The sequence below is a fragment of the Nonomuraea sp. NPDC003707 genome (genome assembly GCF_053587055.1).
In genome coordinates this window covers 28,494-51,331 of record NZ_JBSFNK010000057.1, presented here as the reverse complement: position 1 = coordinate 51,331, position 22,838 = coordinate 28,494, and the positions used below count along the sequence as shown (strand labels likewise).

The following is a 22,838-nucleotide window of genomic DNA, read 5'->3' as shown; positions in this document are numbered from 1 at the left end:
GGAACTCCGGAGGGTGTGGCGAGGGCATGGGGACATCCTTCCTGATGATCAAGGGTGACCTCAGGTCAAGTGTCCGGAGAACGGGGGGAAGCTCAAACCGAGGCCCGCGACTTCTCGCGATGGATCCAGATCACCGACAAGCCTGCACACTCCGGCGGCGCAGCGATGGCCTCACCGAATCCGGTGACGGGCAAGTCCAAGCCGGGCCGCAAGTACGCGCCGACCACCCGCGGCCACAGCGAGAGCGTGCTGCGTGGCTTCTACGACTTCCACCGCGACGCGGGCTCGGGTCCGATGGTCAATCCGTTTCCCCTCGTCCGGCCGGGTGGCCGCGCGCATGCGCATCACAATCCGATGGACCCTTTCCGCAAGGAACGCACGGGGCTGTATCGGCCCAGGATCGTGCAGCGGGTGCCGCGCAGTATCCCGGACGAGCGCTTCAACGACTTGTTCGCTCAGCTGGGCTCGCATCGTGACCGGGCGTTGGTGGCCTTCTGGGTGTCGTCGGGAGCCCGGGCCTCGGAACTGCTCGGTGCCCGCTACGCCGACGCCGACGCCGGTCAGCAACTGATCACCGTGGTCAGAAAGGGCACCCGGGCCACCCAGCAGCTGCCGGCGTCCCCCGATGCGTTCGTGTGGCTGCGGCTCTATCAGGCTCAACTCCACGGCCTGGTGCCCACCGGCCGGGACGACCCCTTGTGGTGGACCCTACGCCGACCGTTCCGGCAGCTCAGCTACCACGCCGCTTACCGGATGTTCCAGCGGGCCAACGCCGCGCTGGGCACCAACTGGTCCCTGCATGACCTGCGACATACCGCCGCCTACCGCATGGCGCGCGACCCTGATATACCGCTCACCGACGTGCAATGGGTCCTCGGCCACGCTCACCTCAGCACCACCGAGATCTATCTGACGCCCGTCCCTCCGGAAGTGATCGCAGGCGTGCTCGCGCACTTCACCCGCCGATCGCAAGAGACGGCATCGCCACGCCAACCCGACCCCGGCTCCTACCGGCCCGAAACGCTCAACATCCTGTTCGGCGAGGGCACCGCATGAGCTCCACCCCCTCCACCGCAGCCCGATCCCGCCGCGAACGCCGCCTCAGCTCGGCGGCGGCAGCCTTGTTGGAGCAGTTCCCGCCCCGACCCGGCGCAATCAACTGGCCAGGGGCGGAGCAACCTCAGGAGGTGATCCTGGACCGGCTGCTCAAGGCTCCGTTCGTCCTGAAAGCGGAAAGCACCCAGTCCAAACGCAGGGTCGGCCTGCGTAAGATCCTTGCCTGGCTGGAACAGCACCCCGGCGATACCTGGCAAGACCGCTGGATCGCCAGCGGCGCCGACGCCGCCGGCAACATCGCCTGGCGGCACCTCGCGATGACGTGGCTGCAGTCCACCGGCTGGGCCTATCGAACCCCGAAGAACGACTTCAACGCCCTCGGCAGCGGGCTGCTGCCGTTGATCAGCGGCGACGTGATCAGACCTAGCCTGTCCTGGCTCCTGACGCCCGGCACGGTGCAGATGCTGACCGCGGAAATGGCACGCAGCCGAGACCCCGACGGATTCGCCGCACTGGCCGCACTCTGCCAGGACGACCCGGCCAACCATCAAACCAAGGAAGGCGCCTTGCACAGGATCGCCACCCTGATCGCGGCCAAAGGCGGCCGGGTGCGTGACATCACTGTCGGCGACTGCGTGGAGCTGGCCGCCGTGCTCCCCCTTGCGGGCAGGGCCGACACCAGCGCGTACTTCTACCAGCTGCTGCACGCCCTGGGCATCTTCCCTGCAACAGCGCCGCCCTCGGTGCGCTTATTCACCGGCAACACCAGAGGACAGGTCAGCATTGAGCAGATGATCGACCAATACCAGTTGTCCCATCGCCCGATGCGGGACCTCCTGGTCGACTATCTGCGCGAACGGCAGATGTCCATCGACTACACCTCGCTGCGCGCCCTGGCCTTCGCCCTGGGCAAGCTGTTCTGGAAGGACCTGGAGACCCACCATCCGGGCATCGACTCACTGCGCCTGACCCCCGACGTCGCGGCCGCCTGGAAACAACGGATCGCCCTGAAGAAGAGGCGCATCACGACGCCCACCGGCGAGATCGCTGAGACGGCGACGCCGCGCGCCGACCGCGGCCTCAACTACCTGGCCATCGTGCGGGCCTTCTACCTCGACCTGGCCGAATGGGCCATGGACGACCCGACCCGGTGGGGCATCTGGGCATCCCCCTGCCCCATCCGCGAAGAGGAAATGTCCCGCAGAAAGGAACACGCCAGCCGCAAGTCCCGCATGGACCAGCGCACCCGAGAACGCCTCCTCGTGCTGCCAACCCTGGTGCGCACCGTCGATGAGCACCGCCGCCAAGCCGCCGAACGGCTGCACGCCGCGCAAGCAGCCGCCCCCGGCAGCCGGTTCACCGCGGCCGGACAGACCTGGTGCCGGTCGGTCACCAAGAACCCCGCGGCCAAGGTCTGGGCCGACGACCCCGACACCGACCACCGCCGCGATCTCACCATGGAGGAGCACAAAGCGTTCTGGGCCTGGGCGATCGTCGAAACCCTCCGCCACACCGGCATCCGGGTCGAGGAACTGACCGAACTGTCGCATCACAGCCTGGTCCAATACCGGCTGCCCGGCACCGGCGAACTCATCCCGCTCCTGCACATCGCGCCATCCAAGACCGACGCCGAAAGGCTGCTGGTCATCAGCCCCGAGCTGGCCGACGTGCTCAGCACCATCATCTGCCGCGTCCGGGACTCCAGCGGCGCCGTCCCGCTCGTGGTCTCCTACGACTTCCACGAGCGCGTATGGAATCCACCCATGCCTCTGCTGTTTCAGCGGCCCGTCGGGGTGGAGAATCGGCCGATCCCCATCTCCGGCATCCGGATTCTGCTCAACGAGGCCCTGGCCCGCACTGGCCTCACCAACGTCAGCAACCAGCCGCTGACGTTCACCCCACACGACTTCCGGCGGCTGTTCATCACCGACGCGATCATGAACGGGATGCCGCCGCACATTGCCCAGCTCGTGGTCGGTCATCGCGACATCAACACCACGATGGGCTACAAGGCCGTCTATCCGGAGGAGGTCTTCACGGTCACCGCGCCTTCATCACCCGCCGCCGCGCAACCCGCCCCAGTGAGGAATACCGCACCCCCACCGACCAGGAATGGGAGGAGTTTCTCGGCCACTTCGAGCGTCGGCGCGTCGCGCTGGGCGACTGCGGCCGCGCCTATGGCACCGGGTGCGTTCACGAGCACAGTTGTTTACGCTGCAGCCTCCTTCGGCCGGACCCGGGGCAGCGTCAGCGCATCGTGGAGATCCGTGACAACCTGCTCGCCCGCATCGCCGAAGCCGAACGTGGGAACTGGCTGGGCGAAGTCGAAGGACTCAAGGTCAGCCTCGCCGGAGCGGAACAGAAACTCGCCCAGCTCGACGAGCGCGCCCGCCGCGCCGCCACCGTGAACCTCGGCATCCCGACATTCCGTGAAATCGCGAGCGAAACGATCATCGGGAACGAACGCCCAAGCCCTTGACCCGGCTCAGCCGGGTTCCGGTGGGGTCTACTCAGGACACCGATCGCGTGTCACGCATACGGCCGCCCCGTGAGCCGCCTCTTACTCCCACCGGTTCGGTCCGGAGACCTCGGGCGCCCCGGCAGCGCCTGTTGACGGGACATCCTGATCCTTGCACGGGTGCCCCCAAGGCAGCGAACTGATTCTCCGACCAAGATCAGACTGAAGTTCAGAGAACACCATGACGAGCGAGGCCTGCAAGACCCGAAGACACAGGGCGGTCATCTCCACCTCATCGCGCCGATTGGTGGAAATCTCGCCCCCGCGGGCGTAGCAGATCACCGAGTTGGCGCGATTCCACGCCTCGACCACGTTGAGCCCTTCCTCGATCTCCCGCTGCAGGTCGCGGTCATACAAGTAGCGGGCGACGAACGTGGTGCGCGCCGCACGGCCGATCTCCAGCATCGCCTGATAGGCCGGGTGCGAGGCGGTACGGGTGAAGCGCGACAAGATGGCCTCGGTGGAGGCGGTGCGGGTGCGGATCGCGGTGGCGTACTTGACGACCTGGTCGTAGTTCTTGGCGATGATGTCCCACCGGACCGGCCTGGTCATCGCCGGCGCCAGGTTCGTATACCGGGCCAGGTCTCCGTAATCGGCCTGGTGAAGCTTGACCCGGTTGATCTGCTTGATGCGCGGCAGCAGGTCCACATTCAGCAACCGGGTGACTCCGAAACCAGGCTCCGACTCCCCATGCGAGTCCACGTAGTTGCCCTCGACCTTCATGGTGGTGCCGTGCCGGATGGCACCCTCCGCCATGGCGGCCACCTCGGAGGCCGACGCCTTCAGCGTCTGCGAGTGCACGACCACCGACCCGCGTTCGACGTGCCAGTACACCAAGATTCCCCGGCCGCCGTAGCGGGAGTGCCACTCGGTGAACAGGTTCTGATCCCACGCGCGGAAGTGGGTGGAGTCGGAGGCGACCGCAGTTGAGCCCTGCCCCCACAGGCCGGTGTCGCGGGCGGTGAAGGTGGCGTTGGCGATCTCGACCGCGATGGTACGCGCCACCTCCGGGGTCAGGTAGCGCCGACGAACGTAGCGCAGGTCCTCCTCGCCGTGAGCGTGCGCGCCGGAGATCATCTGCCGGATGCCGCAGTTGGTGCCGTAGGCGTAGATGACCAGCATGAGCTGTTCGGCGAGCACCTCGGGGCTCATGTGGCCTGTGCCGGTCGCCGCGGTCACCTTGGCCAGGCAGCCGGTGCGCAGGATCGCTTCCTTGAGGATGTCGATCAGCGGGACGGCGCTCCAGCGGCGGGCCACCTCGTTCTTGATCCGGCGCAGGTTGCGCGGCTCGGGGGCGGCCTCGATCGGGGTTAGCTTGATCGCTCCCGCCTTGCGGTCGCTGATCTGGACCCAGTCCAGGGAGGGCAAGGCGTCGTTCAGCTTCGCCAGGGCGCTGGTCATCTCCTCGCGCAGGTTGTCGCAGAACTCGGTCGGGTCCAGGGGCTTGCGCAGCTCGCGGTAGTGCTCGGCGCGGCGGGACTCGAAGTCGGTGGGCCGGTCCTCGTCCGGGTTGCGCCACCGGTCGGCGCCGACGACCCAGATCTCCTTGCAGCGCAGCTGCTCGCGCAGGGTCTGGAAGGTGGCCACCTCGTACACCATGCGCGCCACCCGGCGCCGGCCGCGGGTGTCGGTGCGATAGACCAGGTCGGCCCAGTCCTTGAGGGTGCCCTTGTGCTCGGGCGTGGTCTCGCCGAGCGGGTAGTAGGTGGTGTTGCCGGCCTTGGCGTAGCGCATGACCAGCTTGAGAGCGTCGATGACGGGCTGGTGGGCGGTGTTGTTGGAGCGAAACTCCAGCACCTGAAGCAGCTCGATCAGGCCGCGCCGGTAGTGGTTGGTGTAGGAGGCCTTCAATGTGGACTGCACGGTGCGCCGGTAGACCGGGCCCTTGGTCTTGAACTCGTGCACCAGCTCGCGCAGCGTCTGCTCGCCGCCCCGCACCGCGGGGAAGACGACCTCACGGCACCGTGCCGTCCGGCGCAGCCAGCGCGGCGTCGGCGATGGTGAACAACAGGTTCTCCTTGCCTGAGACCCGCTTGAAGGCGTTGATGAGCTCCTCGGTGACCTTGCGCTCAGCACGCGCGCCCACCCGGCGCACCGTGGCGATCAGCAGGTCGACCAGGGCGTCGGTGACCTCCCGCTCCCGCTCCACCAGCAGCACGGCCAGTAAGGTGACCGTCGCCTCCGGTGCGTTGCGGGCCCGCCGGCGCAGGTGCGAGGGAGACTCCACCGCGGCGCGGAAGCGCCACTCGCCCAGCACCTTCGGCGCCACGTCGGCGAACAAAGCGGCCGGTAGTTCGATGGCCCGGATCGCGTTCAGCTTGCGGATCTCCGTCAGCATCGAGTCCAGGCTCACGTTGCCCGGCATCGCCTTGATCAGCGACAGGACGGAGCCCTCATCCTCGTCCAGATCGTCATTGCTTCCCTCGGTCTCCGCCGCGGTGGTGTCGGCGGCCACCAGGGCGAGCACCCGGGCCGCCGTCGCCGCATTCAGCCGTGCGGCGATCCGGTGAAACCAGGTTTGCTCCGCGTTGTGCAGTGCCGACCGTACGATCCGAGTGATCCGCCCCGGCGAGGGCGGCTCGATCCGCTCCTGGTGGCACTGCTTGAGCAGTTCCTCGCGGACCCGGTCGGGCCCCCGTTCGACGTGCGCGACGTTCACGGCCAGCCAGTCGGTCAGCTTGTCCGCGTCGGCGACCGAGCACTCCCGGAAGCCGAGATGATCGCGGATCTCGCCGCGATGACGCTCGATCGTCCGGCCTGACTAGTCATACAGGCCCAAACTGCTGGCCGGCGTCTTGGTCTGCTTCGCTACGTAGTCGACCACCTCGTCAGGAAACTCCGCCCGCCCGCGCGGGAAGCGCCCGTGCTGCGTGAAGTACTTCAGCAGCAGCGCGAAGGCCAGACGGGTACCTTCCTGCTTCGCACTGACCAGGCCGACCTCATCGTTCAGCACGGTCCAGCGCTCGATGAGTTCATCCATGCCGAGCGGCGGACGTTCCATACTCATAGATCCGTGCCGGGCCCTTCGGTATTACAGAAGGTCAGGCCAAGGATCTTCGAGGTTTGGCGGCCTATGACAAGTTGGTTAACGGCACCCCAAGACGGACAACCGGCAAGGTGCACACCGGTAACGGCTCGGCCAGCATGGATGCAGAGGGGTTGGCCGATGCTGCGCCGAGCCCGGTGTTCCTTGACGGCTGGGGCGTTATGATCTGCGGTCAGGCCTTCGGCAGGGTGAGGCCCAAGGCGACCATAGCCGGCGATGGCGGTCCGCCTTCGGAGCGCTCGGTCTTGTGACCCGGTGTGCCGGGTCCCAGTGTCCGCGGGTCGACTGACTCCAGGGGGGCTCCTGTGCTGTACTCCCCATCAGGCAGGGTGTCGCGGTCGTGGGGGGCGAGCCAGAAGACCCGGCGGTGGAAAGTGCCGGAAGCAGGGGCGGCTTTGGCCGTCCGGCCGAGTACGGCATAGCCGACCATGCGGCCGTCGCGGTGGTAGGCGGGTTTGCCTCGGCGGGTGGGGAGTCGGTCGAGGCTTTGCCGGACGTAGTCGAGACCGCTGATGTCTTCCAGCCACACCAGTTCGACTTCGTGGCTGAGGCTGGATTCGTTGATCAGGCTCATCGACGAGGCTCCTCGCCATGGAATTCGGAGCGCAGGCCGATGCCCGGATAGAACTTGCGCGAGTTGGACAGAATCATATCCTTCGGCGATGCCATCTTCAGTGTGTCCCGGATGCGTGCTGCGAAGTTACGCGCTGAGACGGGGGTGGCACCTTCGGAACCGCACCAGCGCATGTAGGCCGCGTACAGACTCGTCTGTTCGGCACGCAGGCCTGCTTCCAGTACACAAGCGTCGCCGATGAAACGCCCCACCACATCCTCCGTCGCTTCGTAGGCATCTGTCGCTAGACGTACCCGTTGAGGGCCCGACAAGTCCTTTTCTCCCGCGAGATATCGGCGAGCTCCGTCGACCAACCAGGCGAGGATTCCAGGTCCCTCCTCATCCACCAAGATGCGCGCCAGGTTGTCAATCTTATGTTCTTCGGCCACCACGCGTTCGAAGGGGATAAGCCGAAGCCGTCGCCAGAAGGCGAAACCACCGGTGCTCACTTCGGGGCGGTGGTTGCCCAGCAGCCACAGATGGTGGGTGGGGTCGAAGCTGAAGAAGTCCTGGCGCATCCGCCGCGCCTTGATCTTGTCTCCGCCGGTGAGGAGCTTGACGCGGGCCTCGTCGAAGCGGTCACCGGGTTTGAGCTCGGAGCAGACGATGACCCGGCGGCCGTGTAGTTCGGCCAGGTCGGTGGGATGCCCGTCGAAGGATTTGGCCATCAGGAATCCGGGTGGGGCCGCGTCGGCATAGTCGCCGAGCAGTTGCAGCATGACCTCCAGCAGGACAGACTTGCCGTTCTTTCCTGCGCCGAACAGGAACGGCAGGACCTGGGCGCCGACGTCTCCGGAGATGGAGTAGCCGAGCAGCAGATGCAGGAAGTCGATGGTCTCCTTGCCGTCCGCGTCGTCGCCGAAGGTGTCGGTGAGGAAGCGCTCCCAGCGCGGGACCGGGGCCGTCTGGGGGGCCAGAGTGGTGGAGCGGGAGTGCAGGTGATGTTCGGGATTGGGCGCGGCGATGAGGCCGGTGCGCAGGTCGACCACTCCGGCGGGGGTGCACATGGCGTAGGGGTCGGCGTCCAGCATGGCAGCGTTGAGTGCCATGCCCGGGGCCGCTTTGGCCTGCACCAGCATCGCATGGATACCGGAGGTTGACAGTGCTCGTTTTTTATGTCGGCGTAGGTCGGCGGCGGAGTGGCGGTGGTAGGGGTCGAAGCCGGCGAGTTGGTCGGCCATCTCACCGGCAGCCCACAGGACCGCGTCGCTCTCGTCGGGGATCCAGCGATATTCGTCCCACCGGTACCAGCCGAGGCCGGGCACGTGTTTGAAGTCGCGGCTGTACATACTCACAAACAATTTGGCGTTGCCGCGGTCTGTCAGCGACTCGGGCAGCAGCCCATCGCTGGTCGCGGGCGGGGGCGGCTGCGCGGGGGCGGCTGGAGAGAGTTCGGCGAGCTCGAGCATCTGCTGGGCGGCGGCTTGGGCGTTGAAGCCGCCGAATGATGGCCCGGATGTCATGGGCGCTCCTGAAGGTGCAGAGGGCGGGCGGCGCCTCGGCTCAGCCCACTGCTGATGATCTTATGGGAGCGGTGGTCCTGGCCAGGCCGGGCATGATCGGCAGCTTGGGCCAGCTTGGTCTGAGCTTCGTGCACGGACAGGTATCCTCCTGCGACCAGGCCTCCAGCTGTGTATGCCGCTCGATTGAGCTTGGCTGTGAAGCCAGCCCCCTGCGGCACGGTGGAGCATTCTTCGACCTCATCCAGGAGACGGCGCAGGAGACGTTCGGCTGAGCTGCGACCGCCGCCGGCCTGGATGACGGCCTGACGGGCTCGTGGCGGGACTGGGGCTGCGGGCTGAAGGCCGCTTGCGCGGGCGGGGGGCGGCGTGTGTCCGGTGCGGGCGAGGTCTTGGGCCAGCCAGCGCGGGAGCACAGCCGGGACCCGACAGTCCCCCACGAGCGTGTAGGCGCCGTCCTTGGTACGGGTTCCGGGGGCGACAATGTAGCCGCCGTGGGCGCGTACGTCGACCTGCCAGGCCAGGGCGCGGGTGGGGCTGGAGCCGGTGGAGCACAGGAATGTGTGGCCGGGCTCTGGGCGGTACCAGACGTGCAGGCCGCCCGAGGGCGTCCGGACTCGCAGCGTCGAGACGTCCTCGGCCGGATGGGGGGCGCCGCGGAACGCGGCCAGCAATGCCAAGGTGTCGAAACCGGTGGCGAGTCCAGTCAGGTCAATCCTGGCGTCGATGGGGATGCCGGGCAGCAGACGCTGCCGGTCAGGTAGGGGCGTGGGATGGATGTCGATGTCGATGACCACGAGGTGGGCTGGGCCGCAAGCCACGCCCACGCCGAAGCCGGGGCGCTCGCTCCACCAGGTGTCGATCCGGGCCGGGTCGACGGTCGCTGCGTGGAAGCCGTGGCACCAGCGACCCTGGCGCAGGCACGCACATCCGTCGGCGTTGTGGGAGGGCTCGTGGCAGGCGTCGCAATTGCGCGCCGGGGTCTTTCTACCGGGAGTCAGCGGGTGGACAGGCCAGCCCTGCGAGGCACACCAGTGGGCGATCTCAGCCGGCTGGGAAGGCCAAGGTGGGCAGGGGTGGGTTTCCTCGAGAGGGGCGTGCAGAGTCACGTTGTCCCTTCTCGTCAAGCGACTCGGGCAGGCGGGCGGCGGGGTGGGGTGCTTGCTTGTCGCGGCGCGGCGGCGGGGCTGAGCGACTGAAGCGACCGAGCCTTGAACATGGCACAACAGGCTAGCGGACCTTGAGCCGCTTGCGGGGGATGGTTCCCGCGTGGCGGAAAAAGGCGGCGGGAATCGGCTGGCCCCTGCGAAGACAGCGACCGAAGCGACTCTACTGAGCGCTTATGACCATGGCACAGCGGAGTGCGTTACGACAACATATGCTGGAGGGAAAGTCGCTTCGGTCGCTGCTTTGGCCAGGCGTATGGGCCTCACCTGCGGTTTCAGGCGACGACGCAATCAGCGACTGATGGCTGTGGTGGGTCGCTCCGCGCGCGACCGGCCCTATTGACCTCTCACAGACCATGAAACGCGGAGCGACCGAAGGCTAGTGCGCCACTTGCACGCCCGCGATGAGCGACTGAAGCGACGATGACGTGAACACGCTCCAGCAAGCGATACCTGCATAGGGGAGTCATGTCTCGAGGTTCGGTCGCTTGGGTCGCTTGGGTCGTTTCCGCCCCCCAACGACCGAGGACTTCCTCGCCTCGCCAGCCCAGCCCGGAGCGCGACCCAAGCGCCCGTCAGGACTGCTGGAAGAAATGGCGTGATCGCCCCGCGCGAGGAGCCGCGGTGCCTGTTGCGGCTCGCTGGCGTGGCCGGCCCTCGACTGACGTCCCCCACTGGGTCTTGACTGCGCCTTCAAGCTCCCTGCGGACAGAAACTGAGGGCAGTAAGCAACAGCTGCCTCACCCCTCTGCTGACGTCTCCCCGCCGCGCGGCGGGGAGACCACCCCAGCCCGTGTGTCGCTTGAGTCGCTGCGCTGTCGGGTTGCGGTGTTCTCGCCCTGTCAGCAATCAAGGGGAGCCCCCAGCAGGGCGATCGCCCTGAATCCACGCCCGTTGCCAGTCGAGGACTGGCAATGACGAAAGCGACCAGGCTCAGTACAAGAGCCTCGCCGCCCGTGACGCCTACGGTGCGCTGTTGTGGGTACGAGGTGGGCACCGGGCGTTTTCGCGGTGTCGCAGCATCGAACTCTTGCGCTGCAGTCAGTCGCTTGAGTCGCTGCGGGAAGTCAATCGCGCCCCGAAACCATTAGCTCTGGCTCCACTTCTGTTTTGACGCCCTGCTGGACGTCCACAAGTGCAGCGGGGTCCCGTTGCCCTGGTGGCCTTGCCATTGGTTTCGACGCATTTGTGAGCTGCCAGTTAGACCAGGTCGTAAGAGCTGTTCAGCACGAAGTGCTGGCTGCCGCCGCCGTTACAGGTGGAGAGTTGGGTGGCGGCGCCGTGGGCGGACGAGCCGCTGGCGAGTTGCGTGCACAGGCCGAGAAATCGTACGGTCCCGTCCGGCACAGGATCGCTGTGGCGTCAGAACTTCACGGACAGGTGGAAGAGCCCCCTCCGATGTGACCGCCGGTGTTTGGCGTTGTCTTCCCCCTGGACGAGTAAGTCCTAAGTCGGATTAGTGGTCGTAGGCGATCAGTGATCGGGTGACGGGCTGGCCGGTGTGGCGGTTGTGCCAGATGGCGGCGGTCAGGGCCAGGATGCGCTGGGCGATGCGGTGGCCAACCCCGGTGACGGTCCTGGCGCCGTGGAGTTCCAGGTCGAGCTGGCCTTTGAGGGTGTCGTTTACGGATTCGATGAGCTGGCGGATCGGCTTCAGCAGGTGTTCGCCGCGGCGTGGGGTGTGGTTGCGGTAGGAGGGGCGCAGCAGCTGCACGCCGTGCTCGGCCAGAAAGGCGTCCAGTTCCGCGGAGACGTAGCCCTTGTCAGCGATGATCAGCAGTCCGGGCCGGTCGGCGGTGAGGTGTGGGTCGTGCTCGCAGATGGCCATCAGCACTTGGCGTTCGTCGATGTTCGGGGTGGCCAGGGCCCAGGTAATCGGTAAGCCTGCGGGCGTGCAGATCAGGTGCAGCCGCAGGCCCCAGAAGTAGCGGGAGTGGGAGCGGCAGTAGCCGTAGCCGGCCCAGCCGGCCAGGTTCGAGCGTTGGGTGGTGGGCCGGGAGCGGCCGCACTCGATCGGGGTGGAGTCGGCCACCCACACGGGGTCGGCCCACAGGTCGGTGTCTTGCGCCAGCGCCCGGATGGCCCGTTTGAGTAGTGGCAGGGCCTTGTGTAGGCGCTTGTTGTAGCCGGACTGGCCGGGTAGGTAGGGGAAGGCGCCGGGCAGATGTTCGGGGACGTAGCGCAGCCAGCGCGCCTCGGAGTGGATGCCGAGCAGTACCTGGGCCACCGCCAGAGTGAGCAGCTCGGCGTCGGTCAGCTTCGGTTTGCGTCCCAGACGTGGCCGGTGCCCGAGCCAGTTGTCGATGCTGACGTACAGTGCCGTGAGAAGGGTGTTGAGGTCTGTCTTCACAAACCGATCGTCAACACCCTTCGTTACGTCCACACTCCACTCTGCAGGGACTTAGGACTTACTCGTCTAGGCCCGCAGCAGGGGTCTTCCTACCCGTCTTCGGTGCGGGACGACGAGGCCGGTGTCGAGGTGGGCGCCGTCGATCAGGTCCGTGATATCGCCTGCGACGCCGCGAGGGCGGGGCGTTCACGTATGGCACGGACCAGGGGTGAAGTGAAGACTGAGACGGTCGCTTCCCGACTTGCCTGTGATCGTTTCCCGGGCTCGGAGGCACTTTCCAGGCTCCCCTGGCGATTGTATGGCGTCTCCCAACCGAGCGGCACAACGTCGATCAGGAACGTCGGTGCTCGCTGGAAGCGTGACGTCCGCACCGTCGAACACAGCTACCACCGATCGAGTGAGGCCATTCGTGACACGTGCGACAACGCAGGATTGCCTGTGGTGGGAGGAGTTCCGAAGCAGCCTTGGCGTCTCGGGGTTCTGCTTCACCCTTGTTGCCGGCTTGCAGCCCGCGCAGGTGTTGGAGCGCCTCGCGGTCAAACCGGACGAACCTCTACAGGCAGAAGGCTACATCGAGGTGGGCCCTGCTCGACACGAATCCTGGAGCGTGCTGTGACCGCCGGGCTGCTGCGAGTCGGGGCCGGCAGCGAACCGACTCCCCCATGTGCTCATGGCCATGCGCACGATGAATCGGCTGGGGCAGATGCATGAAACGGCGCGCGCCGCGCTCCCCCCGCTGGCCGCCGCAGCCCCCGACTGGCTGCTGGCCCAGGCCGAACCCGGATGGTTCGAGCGTTACGAGGCCCACGTTGAGGACTATCAACTGCCCAAGAACAGGGCCAAGCGCATCCAGCTCGGCCACGAGATCGGCGCCGACGGGAACGTATCCTGCGCGCGGTCTACTTGCCGGCCGCTCCTGGCTGGCTGCGCAACATCCCCGCGGTGCAGGCCCTACGCCACGTATGGATCAGCAGTACGTCCCCATCGACGATCAACTGCGCTGGCGAACCCCGGACGAGCAGCCGCCGGGCATGATCCGCCAGAGCTCGCCCTACGACGGCGACGCGCGAGCCGGAACCAAGCGCGACTCGCACTGGGACGGCTACAAGGTGCACCTCACCGAGACCTGCGACACCGACGCGCCACATTTGATCACCAACGTGGTCACCGCCCCGTCGCCCGGCAGCGACCAAGAGGCCACTGACCTGGTTCAGGAGGCCGTGGCGGCGCGTGGACTGACGCCGGCGGTGCATCCGGCCGACAAGGGCTACATGAGCGCGCACAACCTCACGCGCGCCGATCGCCGCGGCATCGAACTGCTGGGACCGATGATGCCCGACAACGCCTGGCAAAGCGCCGAGGGCAACAGCTTCGCCGTCAGCGACTGCACCATCGACTGGGACAACCGCGTCATGACCTGTCCCACCGGAGCCACGAGCTTGCCCTGGGCCAACGAAATCGATCAAGGCGGAACTCCGGTCGTCCGCGTGCGCTTTTCCATGCGTAGCTGCAAGGACTGTCCCAGCCGGGACCTGTGCACCTGCGGGGCCAAAGGCCGGGGCGTCACCCTGCGTCCGCAGGAGGAGCATGAAGCTCTGCAACGCGCACGAGCGAGGCAAAGCACCGACGAGTGGCAGCAACGCTATGCCCACAGGGCAGGCGTGGAGGGCACCATCGCCAAGGCGTCAAAGGCTTTGGCCTGCGCAAATCCCGCTACCGCGGGACCACCAAGACCCATCTCCAGCACCTGCTCATCGCCGCGGCTGAACCTCACCAGGCTCGATGCCTGGCTGACAGGGACCCTTCTGGCTCCAACCCGCACTTCGCAGCCTTACACCCTGCGGCATGACCGAATGGTCGGCGTAGCAGAAGTGCAGCGGTTCACTCTTACGATGAGCGCCGCAAACCAGGAGAATCGGTACCCGACATGATCTTTCAGCGGGTTGGTGCTCGTGGTGGTGGATGCTGTTGTGAGCACGTTCGGTTGATCAATCACTCCAAATTCGTTGGACGTCTGTCGGACATTCCTGCGACCATCCGTACGGTGACAGATGAAGCCGATCGCCAGACGTCGTTCCCCACCAGTTCGAAGCATGTGCGCTTTGTCGAGTTGTCGAGCACTGCGATGTCTGCTCTGCTCGATGGGGATCTTCCCACCGCCAGCAACACGGCTGGGGTCGCTCTGACTGAATACTTTGTGACAGACAGCGCACGGTGGCTGTGGCGGTTTCGGATCGACCAGATGGCCGCCGATCCCGGCCACGCACGGTGGATGGTGCGGCAGGTGGTAACCGGGCCTGAAGGTGTCGTCATCGGTCATGCCGGGTTTCACGGACCGCCCGATGAGGCGGGCATGGTCGAGATCGGCTACTCGGTTGCTCCTGACTTCCGTCGCCAGGGGTATGGCCGAGCCATCCTGATCGAGTTGCTGCGTCGGGCCGCGGCCGAACCGGCGGTCAAGACCGTACGGGCGACGATTGGTCCCGATAATGTGGCGTCCCTGGCCACGATCGCCGGCTTCGGCTTCGTCGAGGTCGGAGAACAGTGGGACGAAGAGGACGGTCTCGAACTCATCTTTGAAGTCCCTGCCAACCGCAGCTGCTAGGTGCAACCAACCCGGTGAAGGTACCGGTCACAGCATTAGCAGCCAAGGGTTGGCATTGGCGGCGGACCCGCCTGGGCTTGTCGTTGATCAGTACTGCTGTGCATGGTGGAAGCCGGCCTCGGTGTCGGGATCATCCCGTCCCTGGCGGCGAGCATGTTGTCCGAGCCCCTCACCCTGATCCCTCTGCGACGCGCCTGGAACGCCGGCTTGTCCTGACCGGCCCGACCGGCCGACCCTGGCACCCGAACGTGACCGCGATCCGGGATCTGTGCGAGAAGCACCCCACCGGCCCTTCGTCCCCTGCGGCAAGCCTGCGGTAGAACCAGCCCCAGCGGGCTTGCCTTTGCCGGGGCACGCGTCCAGCTGCGCGGTCACGCGGGTGCCACCGGCCGGGTCGTCCTCGGGGATCTCCCGGAGCAGCGCGGCCTGCGGTCAGAACAGCGCGATGGGCGGCGGCGGAGCAAAGATCGGCGTCGGGTCCCGGATCGCCCAGCGCATCCTGGCCCCGACTGCCGTCATCTGGCACAACCGCACCGCCGGTCGGCCCATTTACTCGTCCGGCACGCAAGCCGTGGCGGCCGGGCGCGATCCGGGCGGATACGCGTCGCCAGGTCCGGCCCGGCCGACTCCCGGATCAGACGAAGGAGACCGAACCGGTGTCGTGGGCGTCGTGGAGGACGCAGGCCAGTTCGTCGGCCAGGTCGGGGGTGGCGGCCACGACACCGCTCCAGCGTCTGGTGAGGTCGGTGTCCAGCTCGACGGCGCGCCCGAACACATCCCTGATCGCGCCGCCGGCCACGTCGGCCAGCACGACCGCGGCTGCGATGTCCATCAGGCGATGTGTGTCGGTGGCGGCGTCGGCGAAGGCATCGGTCGCGCCCTGCGCCACGAGCGCCGCCTCCAGGCAGCTCGTGGACAGGATCCGCACGCGGGCCACCCGCCGTGCCACCGCCCACCAGGCCGCGGTCGCCCGGGGATTGGCCGGGTGGGGCCGCAGGAGGGAGACGGCCGCGCCGTCGAGCGTCCGGCGGCCGCTCGTACGCAGCGGCGACGGCACCCCGGACCGAGCCCACCAGCTCCGGCCCGTGTCCAGCCAGACGGTCAGCGCCTCGGTGAAGACGCCGTCCTCGGCCACGGCCGCCGAGAAGGCCGACAGCGGGACCCCGGCCGCGGCGTTGGCCGAGCCGTCCACCGGGTCCATGACCAGGGTCAGCGCCGACCCGCGGTCCACCCAGCCGCTCTCCTCGGTCAAGACGTTGACCGGATGTCGTGACAGCGCGGCCAGGATGGCGTCCTCCACGAGCACGTCGATGCGCATGGTGGGGGTGCCGTCCGCCCCGTCCGCGACGATGGCCGCCAGACTGGCGCGGTCGTGCTCGGCGGTGGCGACGGTGTACGCCTCCAGCGCGGCCGCCGCTGCGGCGGCGAGGGCCGGATGCGTCTCCGCCGGCACCCCCTGCCCGCTCTGCCGCACCGTCATCGTCCGACCCCCGCGAGCAGCACCGGGTCACCTGCCGCGACGGTCATGCGCACGGTCGGCCACCCCCGTTCGACGGTCACCACGGTCAGATCCCCGCGCTGCCCTTCGACCAGGGCGCCCCGGTCCGTCAGCCCGGCCACGGCGGCCGGGCCCGAGGTGACCAGCGCCACCGCCCCCGGCAGCGGCACGACGCCCCGCGCGGCCAGCAGCAGCGCCGCCGCCAGCGGGGCGGAGGGCAGGTAGTCGCTGGACAGGCCGTCCACCAGCCCCGCCGCCACCAGCTCGGCCGCCGACACGTTGCCCGAGTGGGAGCCGCCGCGCAGGACGTTCGGCGCCCCGGCCACCACCCGCAGCCCGCGTTCCCTGGCCGCCCGCGCGGCCTCCGGCGTGGTCGGGAACTCCGCGACCGCGACCCCGTTGGCCACCGCCACGTCGATCTCGGCCGCGGTCACCGGGTCGTGCGCGAGCAACCTGGCCCGGCCCAGCGCCGCCAGCTCCGCCAGCCGGCCGAGCGAGATCTCCCGGTGCCCGATGCGCGTGTCGCGCTCGGCCACGAGCGTCTCGACCCGCCGCTGCGCCTCCTCCGCGGAGATGCCCTCGGTGCCCTCCAGCCAACGCCGGTACACGGCCGAGTCCCGGTACTGCCCCTGCCCCGGCGTGTGGTCCTCGAAGGACACCAGCGGCGGCGGCACGGGCGCGTCGAAGTCAGACAGGCAGGCGTCCAGGGCGGCCAGGCCGTCGGGGTCGCGGGCGTCGAGCCGGTAGAGGACGCGGTGGTCCACCAGCGCATGCCCGGAGGCACCACGCTCACGCAGCGCGGCGTCCAGGCGGCAGGCCCGCTCGACGGTACGGCCCTTGCGGTAGTGCGATTCGAACGCCACCCCGTGGAACACGGTCGTGACCCCGGCCGCCCGTACCCGCCCCTCGAAGCTGGACACCCCGAACTCCACCTCGAACTCTGCCCCCGGCCGGGGCCGCAGCTCGGTCTCCAGCCCGTCGGAGTGGGTGTCGACGATGCCGGGCAGCAGCAGCGCGCCCCGCAGATCCACGGCCTCCGCCGGCACCGCGCCGGGCCGGGCGGGCCCGACGTGGGTGATCAACCCGCCCTCGGTGACGACCAGCGCGTCGTCGATGACGCGGTCGGGCAGTACGGCCTGAGCATGCGCCAGCACCCTCATCGGGCCACCTCCAGGTTCAGTTCGGATTCACGCAGGACGGCGCCGGGCGGCCCGTCGGCGGCCACCCGGCCGTCCTTCAGCACCACGACCCGGGTGGCCAGCCGCTCGATGGCGTCGAGGTCGTGGAAGACGGAGAGCACGGCCACGCCCGCCCCCGTCAAGTCGGCGATCATGGACAGCACGGCCTCCCGGTTGACCGGGTCGAGCGCGGAGACCGGCTCGTCGAGCAGCAGCAGCCTGGGGGGTGAGATGGTGCCGGCGGCCAGGTTCACGCGCTGCTTCTGGCCGCCCGACAGGACGGTGGTGTGCATGGCCCACAGCCGCTCCTCGATGCCCAGCCGGCGCAGGGCGGCCGCGGCGGCATCGCGGGCCGCGTCGAGGTCCAGGCCGCGGGCGGCCCCGGCACGCGCCACCACGTCGAGCACGGCCCGGCGCGGCTCGGCCCGCAGGAACTGCGAGACGTAGCCCAGCTCCCGTCCGCGCAGGTCGGCGACCTGCGCGTCGGGCAGTGCCGCCAGGTCCACGCTCTGGCCCGACGAGGTACGCAGCAGGATCCGCCCGGCCGTCGGCACGTACGTGCGGTGGACGCAGCGCAGCAGCGACGACTTCCCGGCTCCGGACGCACCGGCCAGGGCGACGTGCTCGCCAGCGGCCACGTCCAGGTCCACGCCGTGCAGCGCCCCCACGGTGCGCCCGTCGATCGTGTGCAGGGTGAACGACTTGACCAGCCCCCTGATCTCCAGAACGTTCATCCGCGCGCCGCCGCCACCAGTCGCTGGCTGTAGGGGTGCTGCGGATCCTCCAGAAGCTGGTCGGTCAGACCGGTCTCGACGACACGGCCGTGTTGCATCACCATCACCCTCCTGGTCAGCATCTCGATGACGCCGAAATCATGGGAGACGACCACGGCGGCCACGCCGAGCCGTTCGAGCAGGTTGCGGAGCAGGTCGAGCACGCCGGCCGCGACCGAGGCGTCCAGTCCCGTCGTGGGCTCGTCGAGCAGCAGCACCGGCGGCCGGTTGGCCAGCGCCTTGGCGATCTGCACGCGCTGGCGCATGCCGCCGGAGAAGGTGCGTACGGGGTCGTCCATGCGCGACAGCGGCACCTCGGTCAGCTCCAGCAGCTCGGCGGCCCGCTCCCGGATGCGGCCGAAGTGCCGGCCGCCGGCGGCGGTGAGCCGCTCGGCGATGTTGCCGCCCGCGCTCGTGTCCAGGTCGAGCCCGGCGGCCGGGTCCTGGTAGACGACCGAGACACGGTCGACGCGCAGCCGCCGCCGCTCGCCGTCGCCGAGCGCCAGCACGTCGGTCCGCCCGTCGTCGTAACCGCGCAGGTACGCGCTGCCCCGGCTGGGCCGCTCGTCACCGGCCACGCAGCGCATGACCGTGGACTTGCCAGACCCCGACTCGCCGACGATGCCCAGCGCCTCGCCCGGCTCCACCTCGAAGCCGACGTCCCAGACCGCCACGACGGCACCGGTCGCGGGCGAGACCGAGGTGCCGTGCTCGGGCCCGGTGCCGGGCAGCGACCGCGCCCCCGGGTCGCCGTAGACCCTGCCGAGCCCCTCCACCTTCAACGCCCAGCTCATTGATCCTTCTCCCTGTTACGCGCGCAGAAGTCCGTGTCGCTGCACACCCAGGCCACTGTGCCGGGCGCTGGGCCGGCCACGGACGGCACCTCCACCAGGTACGACTCCTGCGAGCCGCAGTGCCGGCAGGCCGCGCCGGGTGTGTGCTCGACCTCGAACGGGATGTCCTCGAACACCAGCGGCTCCACCACGGTGTGCGGCGGCACCGCGTAGATCCGCTTCTCCCGCCCCGCCCCGAACAACGTCAGCTGCTCGGCCCGATCCAGCTTCGGCACGTCGAACCTGGGGATCGGCGTGGGCGAGATCAGGTAGCGGCCGTTCACCATGCACGGGTAGCCGGCCGTCTTGGTGACGACGCCGTTGCGGACGACGTCCTCGTACAGGCCGACCCACATGCGCGAGTAGTCGGCCTCGGCGTGCATCCTGCGCTGCTCGCGCACGTCGTGCTCGACCGCGCGCAGCGGCTCGGGCACCGGAACCTGGAGCACCAGCACCTGGTCGGCGCGCAGCGGCGTCTCGGGGATGCGGTGCCTGGACTGGATCAGGCTCGCCTCGCGGGTGTCGCTCTCCTCCGCGCATCCGACGTGGTTCACGACCAGGCGGCGCAGGTTGGAGGCGTTCACGCCGCCGTCGTCGCCCTGGTCGATGACCTTGAGCCGGTCCTGCGGGCCGACGAGCGCCAGCGTCACCTGCAGCCCGCCCGAGCCCCAGCCGCGGGCCACCGGCATCTCGCGCGAGCCGAACGGCACCTGGTAGCCCGGCACGGCCACGGCGGTGAGCGCGGCCCGGCGTACCTCGCGCTTGGACAGCTCGTCGAAGATGCCCCGGGGGCCGCCGTCGCCGGCGAGGTCCGTGATCGTCCTCATCGGGCGACCGCCTCCCGCGCCGCGGCCCGTACCGCCCGCTTGCGGTCGAGCACCGACCGGAAGTCCACGTAGTGGGGCAGCTTGAGGTGCTCGAGGAAGCCGGACGCCTCGATGCCGTCGAGGGTCAGCAGCACCTCCTGTTCCAGCTCCGTACGGCCGCCGTCGCGGTGGACCAGCAGGTCGAGCCCGGCCATGGCGATGGCCTTGCGCTCGTTGTGGCCGAAGCACATGCCGTAGCCGAGGTCGAGGCGGCTGCGGTCCTCCTCGGCCCGGTCGAGGTCGTCGATCGTCTCGACCTCGGTCACCCGCACCTCGGTCACGGTGACCGGGGCGCCGGTGAGCGGGTGGCGGACCCGGACGGGGAGGGTGCCGTGGCGGACCTCGCCGGGGAACTCGTGGTTGTGGCGGCCCGGCCGGAAGGTGTGCGAGTACCACAGGTGCACCAGGGCGCCGGTCTCGGCCCTGGCCATCGCGGTCAGGCGGGCCGAGCGGGGCACTCCGGGGCGGATGGGTGAGCGGGTGATGTCGTACGGCTCGGGGTCGCCGTCCGTGCGCCTGTCCACCAGCAGGTCCATGGAACGGAGCAGGCCGAGCAGGCGCGGCGGGTGGCGCAGGTCCGCGTCGTCCACGTGACCGTGGCCGTTCACCTGGGGCTCGTCGGGTTCCTGGAGGCGGGCCTTGGCCTGCTCCTCCGGCATGAGGTCGAGCAGGCGGCCCACGTAGTCGAGCGTGCGGCCCAGGAGCTGGCTGCCCGGCGGGTTGCGGAAGGCGGGAGAGATGCGGCGCGAGACCTTCAGCTCGTCGGCGTGCACCGGCTCGGAGTAGGCCACCCGGGGCAGCGTCGAGCGGTGTGCCCTGATGAGCTGCGCCGCCTCCTGCACGTCGCCCTCGGACTGGCGCAGCGCCCTGGCCGCCAGCTCGGGGGCCCACAGGCCGCCCTCCCCCATGATCCGGTCCACGGCCAGCCGCAGCCGGCCGGTGATCTGGTCGATGCCGAGCCAGTCGCTGGGCCCGCCGTACCGGCGGCGTTCGACGAGCCGTTCGGCGGCGAGGATGGCCTCGTGGCCGCCGCTGGCACCTGAGTAGCCCATTCAGTGCTCTCCGTTCTCGATCTCGATGCGGGTGCTGCGCGGCAGCCCGGCGACCGTCCCGTCCTGAGCGACGAAGAACGTGTCGATGCCCGCGGGGAAGCCGGCGTTGGCGGCGGCGAGGGCCTCGAACACGTCCCGGGCCAGGCCGGTGACGCGTAGCCGCCGCGTGCCGGGCACACCGGGGCCGCTGAGCGTCAGGACGACCTCGGGCCCGTCCTGACCGGGAACGCTCTCGCCGAGACCCGCGACGACGGCCACCAGGCGCGTGCCGAGCTCAGGGTGCAGAGCGTCGCCCCTGGTCAGCGCGGCGATCTCGGCGGACGTGGGCGGACGCAGCGCGACCACCATGCGGGCCTCGTGCGGCGGGACCGCCGGCGCGGAGGTCGCCAGGTGCAGGGCGCGGGCCCAGTACTCCTCTCCAGGCGTGGTCAGTACGGCCGTCGGCACCTCGACGTCGGCCAGCCCGGCCGCGACGCCCAGCGCGGGAGGCCCGTCGCCGGTCCCGACGGCGTCCAGCACTCCGGGCCTGGACAACACGTTCAGCAGGGCACGGAAGTCGGCCTGCGCCCGCGCCGCCGTCGGCGTCACCGCGCGGACATGGACGCCGATCCCCTGGACGGCGGTGACGGTCATGTCAGCTCCTCGAAGGCCACGCGGGTCAGCGACACCTCGGCCCATTCGGCGGCGTCCTGTCTGGCCCGGCGTTCGGCGACGGCCGCGCACAGGGCGTGCACGTCGCCGGCGGCGGGCAGCCCGGCCGCCGCGGTGGCGTCCAGGAGGGCGGCGGCCAGGGCGGCCACGCGGTCGTCGCCGCCCCGCATGCACCATCCGGCCGTCCCCGCGACCTCGACGGTGCACGAGGTGACCAGCACCTCGCCCAGGTGGAAGCGCTCCTCGGCCACCGGCTCGCGCACGGTGAGCATCACCATGCCCACCTCGGGCGCGTGCAGGACGGTGGGCTCGCCCAGATCGCCCGACTGGAGCAGGCGCTCGGCGAGGGGCAGCAGTTCGTCGGGAGTCGCGGCGGCCAGCAGCTCGGCGCGTTCCTCCCTGGTCATCACGTCGGTCAATGCATTTCCTCTTCGATCTCAAAGGTGACGTCGAGGACGTCGGGCCGCAGGTAGGTGCGGGCGTACTCGACGTACGGGCCGCCGACGGCGCGGTTCACGCTCTCGGCCAGCCAGACGGGGCCGCGGCTGCCGTCGGTCAGGTGCTCGGCGATGCCCTGCGGGGGCACATCGAGGCTGATCCGGTAGCGAGAGCGGACGACGGTGAGCCCGTAGCGGCGGCGCAGGACCTTGTGCAGGGAGACACCGTCGCCGAGCTCCCTGTCCAGGTTCAGCAGGGGGCGCCGGGGCAGGACACTGGTGGCGTACGCGGCGACCTCGCCGTTCACGCTGAACACCCGCTCGACCGTCCACACGGCCGCGCCGGTGGCCAGGGCGAGCCGTGAGCGTTCCTGCTCGACGGCCCGGCGGACGCCGCAGCTGATCAGCCGGGCCCCCGGCTCGGCGCCCGCCAGCCGCACGGTCTCGCTGAACGACGGCGGGAAGTGGCCGGAGATCACATACTCCACGCGTCCGCGCCTGAAGGTGCCGACACCCTGGACGCGGCGCACCAGCAACCGCCGCTCCAGCTCCTGCAGGGCGGCGCGGGCGGCCGGCCTGCTGACCTGGAAACGTTCGGCCAGCACGTGCTCGCTCGGCACCTGCGCTCCCACGGGAACGTGCGCCAGCTCCGCCTCCAGGATGTCGGCCATCTCCAGGTAGCGCTGCGTGCTTGTCATGACAAGCAGCCTCGGCCGCGTTCCCGACCAGGAGGTGA

19 protein-coding genes and 1 pseudogene are annotated in these 22,838 nt (G+C 69.1%); 5 read left to right on the top strand and 15 right to left on the bottom strand.

Annotated elements, in window-relative coordinates:
- The first annotated feature begins 69 nt into the window (after positions 1-69).
- Together ACWDRB_RS62030 and ACWDRB_RS62025 are read left to right on the top strand one after the other, a co-directional pair.
- The gene (locus ACWDRB_RS62030; RefSeq protein WP_449911258.1) at positions 70-1,056 is read left to right on the top strand and encodes a tyrosine-type recombinase/integrase; all 987 of its coding nucleotides are present in this window, start codon (positions 70-72) and stop codon (positions 1,054-1,056) included.
- A gap of 131 nt (positions 1,057-1,187) precedes the next feature.
- Positions 1,188-3,464: a tyrosine-type recombinase/integrase gene (locus ACWDRB_RS62025; RefSeq protein ID WP_449911257.1), complete on the top strand. Its 2,277-nt coding sequence runs from the start codon at positions 1,188-1,190 to the stop codon at positions 3,462-3,464.
- A gap of 152 nt (positions 3,465-3,616) precedes the next feature.
- Here the strand turns inward: ACWDRB_RS62025 and ACWDRB_RS62020 are convergent, their stop codons facing one another.
- The 6 genes and pseudogenes from ACWDRB_RS62020 to ACWDRB_RS61995 form a co-directional block, all read right to left on the bottom strand.
- Positions 3,617-5,512: a Tn3 family transposase gene (locus ACWDRB_RS62020; protein ID WP_449911255.1), complete on the bottom strand. Its 1,896-nt coding sequence runs from the start codon at positions 5,510-5,512 to the stop codon at positions 3,617-3,619.
- Positions 5,513-5,528: 16 nt separating this feature from the next.
- A pseudogene (locus ACWDRB_RS62015) lies at positions 5,529-6,554 on the bottom strand (DUF4158 domain-containing protein).
- Between the two features lie 238 nt (positions 6,555-6,792).
- Positions 6,793-7,194, bottom strand: a complete 402-nt coding sequence (locus tag ACWDRB_RS62010) for a DUF6009 family protein (protein ID WP_449911253.1) — start codon at positions 7,192-7,194, stop codon at positions 6,793-6,795.
- Positions 7,191-8,696: a DNA primase family protein gene (locus tag ACWDRB_RS62005; protein WP_449911251.1), complete on the bottom strand. Its 1,506-nt coding sequence runs from the start codon at positions 8,694-8,696 to the stop codon at positions 7,191-7,193. The genes ACWDRB_RS62010 and ACWDRB_RS62005 overlap by 4 nt, the downstream gene beginning before the upstream one ends.
- The gene (locus ACWDRB_RS62000) at positions 8,693-9,802 is read right to left on the bottom strand and encodes a bifunctional DNA primase/polymerase (RefSeq protein WP_449911249.1); all 1,110 of its coding nucleotides are present in this window, start codon (positions 9,800-9,802) and stop codon (positions 8,693-8,695) included. Before ACWDRB_RS62000 ends, ACWDRB_RS62005 begins: the two co-directional genes overlap by 4 nt.
- A 1,513-nt stretch (positions 9,803-11,315) precedes the next feature.
- The gene (locus ACWDRB_RS61995) at positions 11,316-12,209 is read right to left on the bottom strand and encodes an IS982 family transposase (protein WP_449911247.1); all 894 of its coding nucleotides are present in this window, start codon (positions 12,207-12,209) and stop codon (positions 11,316-11,318) included.
- 298 nt (positions 12,210-12,507) lie between these two features.
- On the opposite strand from ACWDRB_RS61995, the gene ACWDRB_RS61990 reads away from it, so the two are divergent.
- From ACWDRB_RS61990 to ACWDRB_RS61980, 3 genes are all read left to right on the top strand, one after another.
- Entirely contained in the window at positions 12,508-12,825 is a 318-nt protein-coding gene (locus ACWDRB_RS61990; RefSeq protein WP_449911246.1) for a DUF6461 domain-containing protein, read from the top strand.
- A 346-nt stretch (positions 12,826-13,171) separates the two neighbouring features.
- Positions 13,172-14,140: a transposase gene (locus ACWDRB_RS61985; protein ID WP_449911244.1), complete on the top strand. Its 969-nt coding sequence runs from the start codon at positions 13,172-13,174 to the stop codon at positions 14,138-14,140.
- A gap of 113 nt (positions 14,141-14,253) precedes the next feature.
- Entirely contained in the window at positions 14,254-14,814 is a 561-nt protein-coding gene (locus tag ACWDRB_RS61980) for a GNAT family N-acetyltransferase (protein WP_449911242.1), read from the top strand.
- Positions 14,815-15,448: 634 nt separating this feature from the next.
- Here ACWDRB_RS61980 and ACWDRB_RS61975 read toward each other — a convergent pair.
- Genes ACWDRB_RS61975 through ACWDRB_RS61935 form a run of 9 tightly spaced genes read right to left on the bottom strand, consistent with a single transcriptional unit; the run spans position 15,449 to position 22,800 of the window.
- On the bottom strand, positions 15,449-16,294 hold the full coding sequence (locus ACWDRB_RS61975) for an inositol monophosphatase family protein (RefSeq protein WP_449911241.1): 846 nt from the start codon (positions 16,292-16,294) through the stop codon (positions 15,449-15,451).
- Complete coding sequence (locus ACWDRB_RS61970) at positions 16,291-17,472, bottom strand: alpha-D-ribose 1-methylphosphonate 5-triphosphate diphosphatase (protein WP_449911239.1); 1,182 nt, start codon at positions 17,470-17,472, stop codon at positions 16,291-16,293. Before ACWDRB_RS61970 ends, ACWDRB_RS61975 begins: the two co-directional genes overlap by 4 nt.
- Positions 17,469-18,224: an ATP-binding cassette domain-containing protein gene (locus ACWDRB_RS61965; protein ID WP_449911237.1), complete on the bottom strand. Its 756-nt coding sequence runs from the start codon at positions 18,222-18,224 to the stop codon at positions 17,469-17,471. Before ACWDRB_RS61965 ends, ACWDRB_RS61970 begins: the two co-directional genes overlap by 4 nt.
- Positions 18,221-19,057, bottom strand: a complete 837-nt coding sequence (locus ACWDRB_RS61960; protein ID WP_449911236.1) for an ATP-binding cassette domain-containing protein — start codon at positions 19,055-19,057, stop codon at positions 18,221-18,223. Before ACWDRB_RS61960 ends, ACWDRB_RS61965 begins: the two co-directional genes overlap by 4 nt.
- Positions 19,054-19,923, bottom strand: a complete 870-nt coding sequence (locus ACWDRB_RS61955; protein WP_449911234.1) for an alpha-D-ribose 1-methylphosphonate 5-phosphate C-P-lyase PhnJ — start codon at positions 19,921-19,923, stop codon at positions 19,054-19,056. Before ACWDRB_RS61955 ends, ACWDRB_RS61960 begins: the two co-directional genes overlap by 4 nt.
- Positions 19,920-21,014, bottom strand: coding sequence for a carbon-phosphorus lyase complex subunit PhnI (locus ACWDRB_RS61950; protein ID WP_449911232.1), 1,095 nt, complete (start codon positions 21,012-21,014; stop codon positions 19,920-19,922). Before ACWDRB_RS61950 ends, ACWDRB_RS61955 begins: the two co-directional genes overlap by 4 nt.
- Positions 21,015-21,647, bottom strand: coding sequence for a phosphonate C-P lyase system protein PhnH (phnH, locus tag ACWDRB_RS61945; RefSeq protein ID WP_449911230.1), 633 nt, complete (start codon positions 21,645-21,647; stop codon positions 21,015-21,017).
- Positions 21,644-22,075 carry a phosphonate C-P lyase system protein PhnG gene (gene phnG / locus ACWDRB_RS61940; protein ID WP_449911266.1) on the bottom strand — a complete coding sequence of 144 codons (432 nt, stop codon included), beginning with the start codon at positions 22,073-22,075 and terminating at the stop codon, positions 21,644-21,646. Before phnG ends, phnH begins: the two co-directional genes overlap by 4 nt.
- 5 nt (positions 22,076-22,080) lie before the next feature.
- The gene (locus tag ACWDRB_RS61935) at positions 22,081-22,800 is read right to left on the bottom strand and encodes a GntR family transcriptional regulator (RefSeq protein WP_449911228.1); all 720 of its coding nucleotides are present in this window, start codon (positions 22,798-22,800) and stop codon (positions 22,081-22,083) included.
- Positions 22,801-22,838: the final 38 nt, after the last annotated feature.

Bases quoted from the DNA above. Each gene is read 5' to 3' on its own strand.
- ACWDRB_RS62005 (WP_449911251.1), bottom strand. From the start codon at position 8,696: ATGACATCCGGGCCATCATTCGGCGGCTTCAACGCCCAAGCCGCCGCC.
- ACWDRB_RS61950 (WP_449911232.1), bottom strand. From the start codon at position 21,014: ATGGGCTACTCAGGTGCCAGCGGCGGCCACGAGGCCATCCTCGCCGCC.
- ACWDRB_RS61965 (WP_449911237.1), bottom strand. From the start codon at position 18,224: ATGAACGTTCTGGAGATCAGGGGGCTGGTCAAGTCGTTCACCCTGCAC.
- phnH (WP_449911230.1), bottom strand. From the start codon at position 21,647: ATGACCGTCACCGCCGTCCAGGGGATCGGCGTCCATGTCCGCGCGGTG.
- ACWDRB_RS61935 (WP_449911228.1), bottom strand. From the start codon at position 22,800: ATGACAAGCACGCAGCGCTACCTGGAGATGGCCGACATCCTGGAGGCG.
- ACWDRB_RS61985 (WP_449911244.1), top strand. From the start codon at position 13,172: ATGGATCAGCAGTACGTCCCCATCGACGATCAACTGCGCTGGCGAACC.
- ACWDRB_RS61960 (WP_449911236.1), bottom strand. From the start codon at position 19,057: ATGAGCTGGGCGTTGAAGGTGGAGGGGCTCGGCAGGGTCTACGGCGAC.
- ACWDRB_RS61955 (WP_449911234.1), bottom strand. From the start codon at position 19,923: ATGAGGACGATCACGGACCTCGCCGGCGACGGCGGCCCCCGGGGCATC.
- ACWDRB_RS61990 (WP_449911246.1), top strand. From the start codon at position 12,508: ATGGCGTCTCCCAACCGAGCGGCACAACGTCGATCAGGAACGTCGGTG.
- ACWDRB_RS61975 (WP_449911241.1), bottom strand. From the start codon at position 16,294: ATGACGGTGCGGCAGAGCGGGCAGGGGGTGCCGGCGGAGACGCATCCG.
- ACWDRB_RS61970 (WP_449911239.1), bottom strand. From the start codon at position 17,472: ATGAGGGTGCTGGCGCATGCTCAGGCCGTACTGCCCGACCGCGTCATC.
- ACWDRB_RS62010 (WP_449911253.1), bottom strand. From the start codon at position 7,194: ATGAGCCTGATCAACGAATCCAGCCTCAGCCACGAAGTCGAACTGGTG.